The 11,530-nt window shown below is 66.9% G+C and carries 11 protein-coding genes; 9 read left to right on the top strand and 2 right to left on the bottom strand.

The window, feature by feature from the left end; translation table 11 throughout:
• Positions 1-27 precede the first annotated feature (27 nt).
• Entirely contained in the window at positions 28-2,052 is a 2,025-nt protein-coding gene (gene ligA, locus L0D17_RS04515) for an NAD-dependent DNA ligase LigA (RefSeq protein WP_039456121.1), read from the top strand.
• Here ligA and thyX read toward each other — a convergent pair.
• A complete protein-coding gene (gene thyX / locus L0D17_RS04520; RefSeq protein ID WP_039456123.1) occupies positions 2,049-2,852 on the bottom strand; it encodes an FAD-dependent thymidylate synthase in 804 nt (267 codons plus the stop codon). The two genes, ligA and thyX, sit on opposite strands and share 4 nt — an antisense overlap.
• A gap of 178 nt (positions 2,853-3,030) precedes the next feature.
• Here thyX and trpB point away from each other — a divergent pair, with 178 nt between their 5' ends.
• The 4 genes from trpB to L0D17_RS04540 all read left to right on the top strand — a co-directional run bounded on the left by trpB (position 3,031) and on the right by L0D17_RS04540 (position 6,726).
• The gene (trpB, locus tag L0D17_RS04525) at positions 3,031-4,248 is read left to right on the top strand and encodes a tryptophan synthase subunit beta (RefSeq protein WP_243094079.1); all 1,218 of its coding nucleotides are present in this window, start codon (positions 3,031-3,033) and stop codon (positions 4,246-4,248) included.
• Positions 4,245-5,024, top strand: coding sequence for a tryptophan synthase subunit alpha (gene trpA / locus L0D17_RS04530; protein WP_243094081.1), 780 nt, complete (start codon positions 4,245-4,247; stop codon positions 5,022-5,024). The genes trpB and trpA overlap by 4 nt, the downstream gene beginning before the upstream one ends.
• Positions 5,025-5,090: 66 nt before the next feature.
• Positions 5,091-5,909 carry an ABC transporter ATP-binding protein gene (locus L0D17_RS04535; protein ID WP_341474675.1) on the top strand — a complete coding sequence of 273 codons (819 nt, stop codon included), beginning with the start codon at positions 5,091-5,093 and terminating at the stop codon, positions 5,907-5,909.
• Entirely contained in the window at positions 5,899-6,726 is an 828-nt protein-coding gene (locus L0D17_RS04540; RefSeq protein ID WP_243094083.1) for an ABC transporter permease, read from the top strand. The genes L0D17_RS04535 and L0D17_RS04540 overlap by 11 nt, the downstream gene beginning before the upstream one ends.
• Here the strand turns inward: L0D17_RS04540 and mqnC are convergent.
• A complete protein-coding gene (mqnC, locus tag L0D17_RS04545) occupies positions 6,723-7,865 on the bottom strand; it encodes a cyclic dehypoxanthinyl futalosine synthase (protein WP_243094084.1) in 1,143 nt (380 codons plus the stop codon). The two genes, L0D17_RS04540 and mqnC, sit on opposite strands and share 4 nt — an antisense overlap.
• 55 nt (positions 7,866-7,920) lie before the next feature.
• Between mqnC and L0D17_RS04550 the strand changes: the two genes are divergently transcribed.
• The 4 genes from L0D17_RS04550 (at position 7,921) to metG (ending at position 11,522) form a co-directional block, all read left to right on the top strand.
• Complete coding sequence (locus L0D17_RS04550) at positions 7,921-8,406, top strand: adenosine diphosphatase (RefSeq protein WP_243094085.1); 486 nt, start codon at positions 7,921-7,923, stop codon at positions 8,404-8,406.
• On the top strand, positions 8,406-8,879 hold the full coding sequence (bcp, locus tag L0D17_RS04555) for a thioredoxin-dependent thiol peroxidase (RefSeq protein WP_081995758.1): 474 nt from the start codon (positions 8,406-8,408) through the stop codon (positions 8,877-8,879). The genes L0D17_RS04550 and bcp overlap by 1 nt, the downstream gene beginning before the upstream one ends.
• On the top strand, positions 8,879-9,562 hold the full coding sequence (gene rpiA / locus L0D17_RS04560; RefSeq protein WP_243094086.1) for a ribose-5-phosphate isomerase RpiA: 684 nt from the start codon (positions 8,879-8,881) through the stop codon (positions 9,560-9,562). The genes bcp and rpiA overlap by 1 nt, the downstream gene beginning before the upstream one ends.
• Positions 9,563-9,665: 103 nt before the next feature.
• On the top strand, positions 9,666-11,522 hold the full coding sequence (gene metG / locus L0D17_RS04565) for a methionine--tRNA ligase (RefSeq protein WP_243094088.1): 1,857 nt from the start codon (positions 9,666-9,668) through the stop codon (positions 11,520-11,522).
• The last annotated feature ends 8 nt before the right edge of the window (positions 11,523-11,530 follow it).

Consider the following 11,530-nt stretch of genomic DNA (forward strand, 5'->3'; position numbering starts at 1 on the left):
TATACCGGCCGGCGGTAAACTCAAGGCATGACCCTGGAGGAAGCGAGGAGGCGGATCAACGAGCTGAGGGACCTCATCCGCTACCACAACTACCGCTACTACGTCCTGGCCGACCCCGAGATCTCCGACGCCGAGTACGACCGGCTCTTAAGGGAGCTTAAGGAGCTGGAGGAGCGCTTCCCCGAGCTCAAAAGCCCGGACTCCCCCACGGAGCAGGTGGGGGCGAAGCCCCTGGAGGCCACCTTTCGCCCGGTTCGCCACCCCACGCGGATGTACTCCCTGGATAACGCCTTCACCCACCAGGAGCTAAAGGCCTTTGAGGAGCGGGTGGAGCGGGCCTTGGGGCGGGAGGGGCCGTTCGTCTACACGGTGGAGCACAAGGTGGACGGGCTTTCCGTCAACCTCTACTACGAGGAAGGAATTTTGGTCTTTGGGGCCACCCGGGGGGACGGGGAGGTGGGGGAGGAGGTGACGCAAAACCTCCTCACCATTCCCACCATCCCGAGGCGGCTAAAGGGGGTGCCGGAGCGCCTCGAGGTCCGGGGGGAGGTCTACATGCCCATTGAGGCCTTCCTGCGCCTCAACGAGGAGCTGGAGGAGGCGGGGGAGAAGGTTTTCAAGAACCCGAGGAACGCCGCCGCCGGCTCCCTCCGGCAGAAAGACCCCAGGATCACCGCCAAGCGGGGCCTTCGCGCCACCTTCTACGCCCTGGGGCTTGGCTTGGAAGAAAGCGGGCTCAAGACCCAGTACGAGCTCCTCCTGTGGCTCAAGGAGAAGGGTTTTCCCGTGGAGCACGGCTTTGCCCGCGCCACGGGGGCGGAAGGGGTGGAACGGGTCTACCAGGCCTGGCTCCAGGAAAGGCGCAAGCTTCCTTTTGAGGCGGATGGGGTGGTGGTGAAGCTGGACGAGCTCGCCCTGTGGCGCGAGCTGGGCTACACCGCCCGCGCCCCCCGCTTCGCCATCGCCTACAAGTTCCCGGCGGAGGAGAAGGAGACCCGGCTTTTGGACGTGGTCTTCCAGGTGGGGCGCACGGGGCGGGTGACCCCGGTGGGGATCCTGGAGCCCGTGTTGATAGAGGGGAGCGAGGTGTCCCGGGTCACCCTGCACAACGAAAGCTACATTGAAGAGCTGGACATCCGCATCGGGGACTGGGTCTTGGTCCACAAGGCGGGGGGGGTCATCCCCGAAGTCTTGAGGGTGCTAAAGGAGCGGCGCACCGGGGCGGAGCGGCCCATCGTCTGGCCGGAGAACTGCCCGGAGTGCGGCCACCATCTGGTGAAGGAGGGGAAGGTCCACCGCTGCCCCAACCCCTTGTGCCCCGCCAAGCGCTTTGAGGCCATCCGCCACTACGCCTCCCGCAAGGCCATGGACATCCAGGGCCTGGGGGAGAAGCTCATTGAAAAGCTTTTGGAAAACGGGCTGGTGAAGGACGTGGCCGACCTCTACCGCTTGCGGAAGGAGGACCTCGTGGGCCTGGAGCGGATGGGGGAGAAAAGCGCAGAAAACCTTCTCCGCCAGATTGAGGAAAGCAAGCACCGGGGCCTGGAGCGCCTCCTTTACGCCCTGGGCCTTCCCGGGGTGGGGGAGGTGTTGGCCCGCAACCTGGCCGCCCGCTTCGGCACCATGGACCGCCTCCTCGAGGCCACCTTGGAAGAGCTCTTAGAGGTGGAGGAGGTGGGGGAGCTCACCGCCCGGGGGATTTGGGAAACCCTCCAAGACCCCGCCTTCCGCCGTCTGGTGCGCCGCCTGAAGGAGGCGGGGGTGGAGATGGAGGCCAAGGAGCGGGGCGGGGAGGCCCTAAAGGGCCTCACCTTCGTCATCACCGGGGAGCTTTCCCGCCCGCGGGAGGAGGTGAAGGCCATCCTCCGGCGCCTTGGGGCCAAGGTCACGGACTCGGTGAGCCGCAAGACGAGCTTCGTGGTGGTGGGGGACAACCCGGGGAGCAAGCTGGAAAAGGCCCGCTCCTTGGGCGTGCCCACCCTCACGGAGGAGGAGCTTTGGCGCCTCATCGCCGAAAGGACCGGGAAGGCGCCCGAGGCCCTTTTGGCCTAGCCGGGGCCGAAGAGCTTTTCCAGGGCCTCTTTTAGCCGCGAGCCGGAAAGCCCCAGGCTCGCCAGGGCCTTTTCGTAAAGCTCCGGGGTGATAAGCCCCCTAAGGGCGGCGAGCTCGGTGCGGGAGAGGCTCGCCCCATGGAGGACGTGCTCCTCGTAACTCCTCCAGGCCAAGGGCACGTGGGCCTTCACCAGCTCGGCGATGGCCTGGGCGTACTGCCGGATCTCCCACTGGGCCTCGGGGGCCAAGCGAAGCTTGAGGAAGTGGAAGAGGTTGTGCAGGTCCTGCTTCCAGTAGAACTCGGTGTAGAGGTTGAGGGGGAGGACCATGCGCGCCATCTCCCGGGCCACCCCCTTTTCCAAAAGCCTCTCGTAGGCCTGGTAGGCCTTTTCTTCCGCCTCCTGGAGGAGGGCGCGGGCTTCCTCGTCCTCTAGCTCCCCTTCCGAGCCCTGCTTGTTCCGCCTGGCCTGGCGGCGGAAGGCGGCGGGCTCGTAGAACTCGTCCTTTAAGACGGAGTAGCGGCCCGAGACCTCGTTCACGCTGGCGGTGCGGTGGCGGAACCACTGGCGCACCACGAAGAGGGGGGCCTTCACGTGGAACTTGAACTCCACCATCTCAAAGGGGCTGGTGTGGCGGTGGCGCATGAGGTAGTCAATGAGGGCGGCGTCCTCCCGCACCGTCTTGGTTCCCGCCCCGTAGGAAACCCGGGCCGCCTGGACGATGGCCCCATCGTCCCCCATGACGTCCACCAGGCGCACGAAGCCCTTGTCCAAGACCGAAATGGCGCGCGTGGGCTCCATGCCCTAGAGTCTACTTGCCACTTGGGCTTCCCCGGTCTACCCTTAGCCTATGCGAGCGCGAACCCCCTTCGCCTTCAAGCGGAGGCACGGGCGCTACCGAGGGCCCGGCCTTTTCCCGTTTGGCTTGGGGCGATAGGATAGATAGGCTTTGGGCGCTTGGCGCCTTTTGGGAGTGAAGATGCTGCGCTTGCCGGATTTTCCCTTGCCCAACGGACGGGGGCGGTTTGGCCCCTACGGGGGGCGGTACGTTCCCGAAACCCTTATCCCCGCCTTGGAGGAGGTGGAGGCCGCCTACCTCGAGGCCAAGAAGGACCCCGCCTTCCTGGAAGAGCTGGAGCACTACCTGAGGACCTTTGCCGGCCGGCCCACGCCCCTTTTCCACGCCAAAAGGCTTTCGGCCTACTGGGGCGGGGCCCAGGTCTACCTGAAGCGGGAGGACCTCCTCCACACCGGGGCCCACAAGATCAACAACACCCTGGGCCAGGCCCTCCTCGCCCGGCGCATGGGCAAAAAGCGGGTCATCGCGGAAACGGGGGCGGGGCAGCACGGGGTTTCCGTGGCCACGGTGGCCGCCCTCTTCGGCATGGAGTGCGTGGTGTACATGGGGGAGGAGGACGTGAGGCGCCAGGCCCTGAACGTCTTCCGCATGAAGCTCTTGGGGGCCGAGGTGCGCCCGGTGGCCGCGGGGAGCCGCACGCTCAAGGACGCCACCAACGAGGCCATCCGCGACTGGATCACCCACGTGCGCACCACCTTCTACATCCTGGGCTCGGTGGTGGGCCCCCACCCTTACCCCATGATGGTCCGGGACTTCCAGAGCGTCATCGGCGAGGAGGTGAAGCGGCAGAGCCTGGAGCTCTTTGGCCGCTACCCCGACGCCCTCATCGCCGCCGTGGGCGGGGGGTCCAACGCCATCGGGCTTTTCGCCCCCTTCGCCTACCTGCCCGAAGGGGAAAGGCCTAGGCTCATCGGGGTGGAGGCGGCGGGGGAGGGGCTTTCCACCGGGCGGCACGCCGCCAGCATCGGGGCGGGGAAGCGGGGGGTGTTGCACGGGAGCTACATGTACCTCCTTTACGACCACGACGGGCAGATCACCCCGGCCCACTCCGTCTCCGCCGGCTTGGACTACCCGGGGGTGGGGCCGGAGCACAGCTACTACGCCGATGCGGGCATCGCCGAGTACGCCAGCGTCACCGACGAGGAGGCCTTGGAGGGCTTTAAGCTCCTCGCCCGCCTCGAGGGCATCATCCCCGCCCTGGAGTCCGCCCACGCCATCGCCCACGCCGCCAAGGTGGTGCCGGAGATGCCGAAGGACCAGATCGTGGTCATCAACCTCTCGGGCCGCGGGGACAAGGACGTGACCGAGGCCATGCGCCTCCTTGGGGGGGAGCTATGACCACCCAAGAAGCCTTCGCCAAGGCCAAGGAGGAAGGGCGGGCCGCCCTCATCCCCTACCTCACCGCCGGTTTCCCCAGCCGGGAGGGCTTTTTGGAGGCGGTGAAGGAGGTCCTCCCCTTCGCCGACCTCCTGGAGATCGGCCTGCCCTACTCCGATCCCCTGGGGGACGGCCCCGTGATCCAGCGGGCCAGCGAGGTGGCCTTAAGGAAGGGGATGAGCGTGCAAGGGGTCTTGGAGCTGGTGAAGGAGGTGCGGGCCCTCACGGACAAGCCCCTTTTCCTCATGACCTACCTGAACCCCGTTTTGGCCTGGGGGCCAGAGCGCTTCTTTAGCCTCTTCAAGGGGGCGGGGGCCACGGGGCTCATCCTCCCCGACCTCCCCCCCGACGAGGACCCGGCCCTGGTGCGCCTGGCCCAGGAGATCGGCCTGGAAACGGTCTTCCTCCTCGCCCCCACCTCCACGGACCGCCGCATAGAAACCGTGGTCCGCTACGCCACGGGCTTCGTCTACGCCGTGTCCGTCACCGGGGTCACGGGGGAGCGGGAGCGCCTGCCCGAGGAGGTGCGGGACCTGGTGGGCCGCATCAGGGCCAAGACCCTCTTGCCCGTAGCCGTGGGCTTCGGGGTTTCCGGCAGGGCCACCGCGGCCCAGGCGGCGGTGGCGGACGGGGTGGTGGTGGGAAGCGCCCTGATCCGGGCCCTGGAAAGGGAGGAGCCCCTGAGCCCGCTTTTGGCCGAGATCCGGGAAGGGCTTTATCCGAAAGAGCCGGTCTGAGGCTTGCGGGCCAGAGCCTGCCCTGGTACCTTGGAGGGTACCCGGATCCGCAGCTAGCCTCCGCTGGTGCGCTGGCTCCTGGGGTTATGCCGTAAGGAGGCGGGCGTGTGGGCCATTGAAGTAGAAAACCTTTCCAAGGTGTTCCGCAAGACCACCTTCGGCCGCAGGCAGGAGGAGTGGGCCCTGAGGGGAGTTTCCTTCCGGGTGGGGGAGGGGGAGACCTACGCCCTCTTGGGGCCTAACGGCTCCGGCAAGTCCACCTTGATCCGCATCCTTTCCACCTTGCTTGTGCCCGATGCCGGGCGGGTGCGCATCCTGGGCTACTCCTTGCCCCAGGAGGAGCGGCGGGTGCGGGAGAGGATTGGCCGGGTGAGCGTGGACGCCGCCTTTTACAAGAAACTCTCCCCCCGGGAAAACCTCCTCTTCGCCGCCCAGCTTTACGGCATACTTCCCAAGGAGGCGGAAGGGCGGGCCATGGCCATCCTGGAGCGGCTCGGCTTGGAAACCCGGCGCTTTGACGACCCCCTGGAGGAGATGAGCCGGGGCATGCAGCAGAAGGTGGCCATCGCCCGCGCCCTCCTCATCCGTCCGCCCCTTTTGCTCCTAGACGAGCCCACCACGGGCCTAGACCCTCGAAGCCGCCGGGACGTGCAGGGGTTCTTGGAGGAACTCAGGCGGGAGGAGGGCACCACCCTCCTCCTCACCACCCACGACATGGCCGAGGCGGAGCGCCTGGCCCACCGGGTGGGCTTCCTGGTGCGGGGAAGGTTGGTGGCGGAGGGAACGGTGGAGGAGCTCAAAGCCCTGGCGGGTGCCGGCAGCCTGGAAGAGGCCTTCTTGCGCATGACGGGCGAGGGCCTCGAGGAGGACACCGATGCTTCGTAAGTACCTCTTGCCCATGTGGGCCTTCGTCTTCCGCGACTTTCACCTGACGCGGCGCTACTTCTCCTGGGTGGTGGTTTTCACCTTTTACGCCATCGTCAATGCCGCCACCATCGCCCTCATCGGGGTGGCCCAGGGGGATTTCCGCCTCACCCTCACCCTGGTCCTGGGGGCGCTCCTTTGGAGCTACCTCTCCGCCATGTACCAGGAGATCGCCAACTCCATCGCCTACGAGCGGTGGGAGGGCACCCTGGAGTACACCTTTATGGCCCCGGTGTCCCGCCTGGTCCACCTTCTGGGGGTGAGCCTCTTCGCTACCTTCTACAGCGTGGTGCGCACCGGGGTGATCCTGTTGGGCCTGGCCCTTTTCGTGGACCTGGACCTCACCGGGGCCAACCTTTGGGGGGTGTTGGTGGTGCTTTTGGTGGGGAGCCTCGCTTTCATGGGCCTGGGGCTCATGGCCGCCATCTTGCCCGTGATGAGCCCGGAAAACGGAGCCCAGGCCACCAACATCCTCCAGGGGGTCTTGCTCTTGGTTTCCGGCATCTACTACCCGGTTTCCGTCCTGCCCGCCTGGCTCCAGCCCTTGGCCTACATCTCCCCCGCCACCTATGCCCTCGAGGCCAGCCGCAAGCTCCTGGGCATCCAGCACCCGGACTCCGTCCCCGGCCACCTGGTGGGGGCCCCCCTGGGAGCGGTGCTCCCGGAACTGGGCACCCTCCTCCTCATGGGGGTCGCCTTCATCCCCTTGGGCCTTTGGGTGTTCGGCCTGGCGGAGCGCTGGGCCAAGCGCACCGGAAAGCTCAAGCGCACGGGCTAGGCCAGGGGTAGCTCTAAGGGCTCGGGCTCCTTCAACAAGGCCTCCGCGTCCGGGTAGCGGAGGATGCGGTAAAGGGGGTCCCGCTCCGCCGGCCTAAAGCCGGCGTCCACGATGTGGCGCACGATCTGGCGCACCGTGGCGTGGGTGCGGCCGTGCCCCCCGGCGGCCGAGACCACGTTTTCCTCCAGCATGGTGCTCCCGAAATCGTCCGCCCCGTAGTAGAGGGCGGCCTGGGCCACCTTGAACCCCAGGGTGGGCCAGGAGGCCTGGAAGTGGGTGAAGTTGTCCAGGGCGAGCCGGGCGATGCTTAGGGTCTTCAGGTACTCGTGGGCCGTGGCCCCCGGGGCCTTGCCCTTGAGGCGGGTGTGCTCCACCTGGAGGGTCCAAAGGGCGAAGGCGGCGAAGCCGTTTTCGTAGCGCTCCAGGGCCCTATCCTGCTGGGCGCGGAGGCCCAGGAGGTGGGCGGTGCGCTCCTTGGGGCCTTCCCCGAAGCCGATGACCATGCTGGCCAGGGTGTAAAGCCCCAAGGCCTGGGCGGCGTCCACGATGCGGTACCAGTCCGCCGTCTTGATGCGGGCGGGGGCCGCCTTTTGCCGCACCTCGTCCACCAGGATCTCCGCCCCCGCCCCCGGCATCCCATCCAGGCCCGCCGCTTTAAGCCTTTCCAGGATTTCCTCGGCCCTAAGGCCCGTGAGGCGCTCCAGGCCCAGGATCTCCTCGGGGCTAAAGGCGTCTATGCGCAGGTCGGGGAAACGCTCCTTGAGGTAGCGGAGGAGGTCCAGGTACCAGTCCAGGGGAAGCTCGGGGTTCACCCCCCCTTGCATGAGGATGCGCTTCCCCCCCACTTGGTAGAGCTCTTCCACCTTCCGCGCGATTTCCTCGTAGCTCAGGGTGTAGGCGTCCTTCTGCCGCTTGGTGCGGTAGAAGGCGCAGAAGGCGCAGGCCACGGTGCAGACGTTGGTGTAGTTGATGTTGCGGTCTATGAGGAAGGTGACCACCTGGGGGTCCGTCTTCTTGAGCCTAACCTCGTGGGCGGCGGCGGCGAGCTCGGGGAGGGGGAGGTCAAAGAGGGCAAGGACCTCCTTTTCGGAAAGTCTTTCCCCGGCCACGGCCTTCTCCAGGACGTCCATGCCCCCCATGCTACACCTTCCTTCCCTGCTTTAGTGGGGTCAACGCCACGGGTAAAATGGCCCCATGGAGCTCAAGCTCATCCCCATTGAGAAGCCGGAGAACCTCAACGTCATCCTGGGCCAGGCCCACTTCATCAAGACGGTGGAGGACCTGCACGAGGCTCTGGTGACCGCCGTGCCCGGCATCAAGTTCGGCCTCGCCTTCTCCGAGGCGAGCGGCAAGCGGCTCATCCGCCGCTCGGGCACGGACGAGGGACTGGTGGAGCTTGCGGTGAAGAACCTCCTCAACCTGGCGGCGGGGCACACCTTCCTCATCGTCCTGGGCGAGGGGTTTTACCCCATCAACGTCCTCCATGCGGTGAAGGCCTGCCCCGAGGTGGTGCGGATCTTCGCCGCCACCGCCAACCCCCTCAAGGTGGTGGTGGCGGAGGAAGGGGAGCGGCGGGCCATTCTGGGGGTCATGGACGGGTTCAAGCCCCTTGGGGTGGAGGACGAGGCGGAGGTGGCCTGGCGCAAGGACCTCCTCCGCCGCTTTGGCTACAAGCTATAATGCCCGGCATGGAAGGCACCTTGGCGCCCGATTTCGCCCTCCCCGACCAGGAGGGCCGCATCCACCGCCTTTCCGACTACCGCGGCCAGTGGGTGGTCCTCTACTTCTACCCCAAGGACGACACCCCGGGCTGCACCAAGGAGGCCTGCGGCTTCCGCGACCACATGGGAAGCCTGAAGGCTTTTGGCGCGGTGGTCCTGGGCGTTTCCGCCGACAGTGTGGAAAGCCACAAGCGCTTCGCCGAGAAGTACGGCCTCAACTTCCCCCTCCTCGCCGACCCCGAGCGGAAGGCCATCGCCCTCTACGGGGCCTGGGGGAAGAGGAACCTCTACGGCAAGGAGGTGGAAGGGGTCTTGCGCCAGACCTTCCTCATTGACCCCGAGGGGAGGATCGCCAAGGTGTGGCGCAAGGTTTCCCCCGAGGGGCACGCCCTCGAGGTGGCGGAGGCCCTTCAGGCCCTAAGGGGGGCGTGATGGAGCGCCCCTTGGAGAGCTACAAGAAGGAGGCGGCCCACGCCGCCGTGGCCTATGTGCAAGACGGCATGGTGGTGGGCCTGGGCACCGGCTCCACCGCCCGCTACGCCGTGTTGGAGCTCGCCCGCCGCCTGCGGGAAGGGGAGCTTAGGGGGGTGGTGGGGGTGCCCACCTCGAGGGCCACGGAGGAGCTCGCCCGCAAGGAGGGGATCCCCCTCATAGACCTCCCCCCGGAGGGGGTGGACCTGGCCATTGACGGGGCGGACGAGATCGCCCCGGGGCTTTTCCTCATCAAGGGCATGGGCGGGGCGCTCCTCCGGGAGAAGATCGTGGAGCGCACGGCCAAGGAGTTCATCGTCATCGCCGACCACACCAAGAAGGTGCCGGTGCTGGGCCGGGGACCGGTGCCGGTGGAGATCGTCCCCTTCGGCTTTCGGGCCACGCTCCGGGCCATCGCCGAGCTTGGGGGGGAGCCCGAGCTCCGCATGGACGGGGAGGAGGTCTACTTCACCGATGGCGGCCACCTCATCGCCGACGTCCGCTTTGGCCCCATCGGGGACCCTTTTGGCCTGCACCGGGCCCTTCTGGAAATCCCCGGGGTGGTGGAGACGGGGCTTTTCCTGGGCCTCGCCACCCGGGCCCTGGTGGCGGGGCCCTTGGGGATTGAAGAGCTTTTGCCCTAGGGGTAAACTCCCTTACGATGAAGGGCATGCCCTGGCCCTAGGGTGGGAGGTTTCCCCTCCTGCCCGGGGCGCATGCCCCGGTTTTTTTTGAGGAGGAGGAGGCATGGAAAAGGTCTTTTACATCACCACCCCCATCTACTACGTGAACGCCGAGCCCCATCTGGGCCACGCCTATACCACGGTGGTGGCGGACTTCCTGGCCCGCTGGCATCGCCTGGACGGCTACCAGACCTTTTTCCTCACCGGCACCGACGAGCACGGGGAGACGGTCTTCCGGGCGGCGGAGCGGGCGGGGGAGGACCCCAAGGCCTTCGTGGACCGGGTTTCCGAGCGCTTCCGAAGGGCTTGGGCGCTTCTCGGCATCGCCTACGACGACTTCATCCGCACCACGGAGGAGCGCCACAAGAAGGTGGTGCAGTACGTCCTGCAGAAGGTCTACGAGGCCGGGGACATCTACTACGGGGAGTACGAGGGGCTTTACTGCGTTTCCTGCGAGCGCTTTTACACGGAAAAGGAGCTTTCCGAGGGGCTTTGCCCCATCCACGGCCGCCCCGTGGAGCGGCGGAAGGAGGGGAACTACTTCTTCCGCATGGAGAAGTACCGGGAGTGGCTCCTTGGCTACCTAGAGGACCACCCCGACCTCATCCGCCCCGAGGGCTACCGGAACGAGGTCCTGGCCATGCTGGCCGAGCCCATCGGGGACCTTTCCATCTCCCGGCCCAAGGCCCGGGTCCCCTGGGGTATCCCTTTGCCTTGGGACGAGGACCACGTGACCTACGTGTGGTTTGACGCCCTCTTGAACTACGTGTCCGCCCTGGGCTACCCCGAGGGGGAGCGCTTCAAGACCTTTTGGCCCCACGCCTGGCATCTCATCGGCAAGGACATCCTGAAGCCCCACGCCGTCTTCTGGCCCACCATGCTCAAGGCGGCGGGCATCCCCATGTACCGCCACCTGAACGTGGGAGGGTTTTTGCTGGGGCCCGACGGGCGGAAGATGAGCAAGACCCTGGGGAACGTGGTGGACCCCTTCTCCCTGGCGGAGCGGTACGGGCGGGACGCGGTGCGCTACTACCTCCTGCGGGAAATCCCCTACGGCCAGGACACCCCGGTGAGCGAGGCGGCCCTCAGGACCCGGTACCAGGCGGACCTGGCGGACGACCTGGGCAACCTGGTGCAACGCACCCGGGCCATGCTCTTCCGCTTCGCCGAGGGGCGCATCCCAAAGCCCGTGGCGGGGGAGGAGCTTGCCCAAGGCACGGAGCTCGCCGGGAGGCTTCGGGGCCTGGTGCGGGAGCTCAAGTTCCACCTGGCCCTCGAGGAGGTCATGGCCTACGTGAAGGCCCTGAACCGCTACATCAACGAGAAGAGGCCCTGGGAGCTTTACAAGGAGGACAAGGAGGCGGCGCAGGCGGTGCTCTACCGGGTGGTGGAGGGCCTCCGCATCGCCTCCATCCTCCTCACCCCCGCCATGCCCGAGAAGATGGCGGAGCTCAGGCGGGCCTTGGGCCTGAAGGAGGCGGCGCGCCTGGAGGAGGCGGAAACGTGGGGCTTGGCGGAGCCCCTTCCCCTCCCCGAGGAAGCCCCGGTCCTCTTCCCCAAGGAGGCCAAGGCGTCCAAGGAAAGCGAGGAGAAGATGGAACAGATCGGTATAGAAGACTTCGCCAAGGTGGAACTCCGGGTGGCGGAGGTGGTGGCGGCGGAGAAGCACCCCAATGCCGACAAGCTCCTGGTCCTCCGGCTTTCCCTGGGGAAGGAGGAGCGCACGGTGGTGTCCGGCATCGCCCAGTGGTACCGGCCCGAGGAGCTTGTGGGCAAGAAGGTGGTGCTGGTGGCGAACCTCAAGCCCGCGAGGCTGAGGGGCGTGGAAAGCCAGGGCATGATCCTGGCGGCCCAGGAGGGGGAGAAGCTCGCCTTGGTGACGTTGGACGGGGACATCCCCCCGGGGACGGTGGTGCGGTAAAGGGCCGG

Origin of the sequence: Thermus thalpophilus (assembly GCF_022760915.1) — a bacterium.
Taxonomy (GTDB): Bacteria; Deinococcota; Deinococci; order Deinococcales; family Thermaceae; genus Thermus; species Thermus thalpophilus.

Bases quoted from the DNA above. Each gene is read 5' to 3' on its own strand.
- trpB (WP_243094079.1), top strand. From the start codon at position 3,031: ATGCTGCGCTTGCCGGATTTTCCCTTGCCCAACGGACGGGGGCGGTTT.
- L0D17_RS04550 (WP_243094085.1), top strand. From the start codon at position 7,921: ATGGAGCTCAAGCTCATCCCCATTGAGAAGCCGGAGAACCTCAACGTC.
- L0D17_RS04540 (WP_243094083.1), top strand. From the start codon at position 5,899: ATGCTTCGTAAGTACCTCTTGCCCATGTGGGCCTTCGTCTTCCGCGAC.
- mqnC (WP_243094084.1), bottom strand. From the start codon at position 7,865: ATGGGGGGCATGGACGTCCTGGAGAAGGCCGTGGCCGGGGAAAGACTT.
- trpA (WP_243094081.1), top strand. From the start codon at position 4,245: ATGACCACCCAAGAAGCCTTCGCCAAGGCCAAGGAGGAAGGGCGGGCC.
- bcp (WP_081995758.1), top strand. From the start codon at position 8,406: ATGCCCGGCATGGAAGGCACCTTGGCGCCCGATTTCGCCCTCCCCGAC.
- metG (WP_243094088.1), top strand. From the start codon at position 9,666: ATGGAAAAGGTCTTTTACATCACCACCCCCATCTACTACGTGAACGCC.
- rpiA (WP_243094086.1), top strand. From the start codon at position 8,879: ATGGAGCGCCCCTTGGAGAGCTACAAGAAGGAGGCGGCCCACGCCGCC.
- ligA (WP_039456121.1), top strand. From the start codon at position 28: ATGACCCTGGAGGAAGCGAGGAGGCGGATCAACGAGCTGAGGGACCTC.
- thyX (WP_039456123.1), bottom strand. From the start codon at position 2,852: ATGGAGCCCACGCGCGCCATTTCGGTCTTGGACAAGGGCTTCGTGCGC.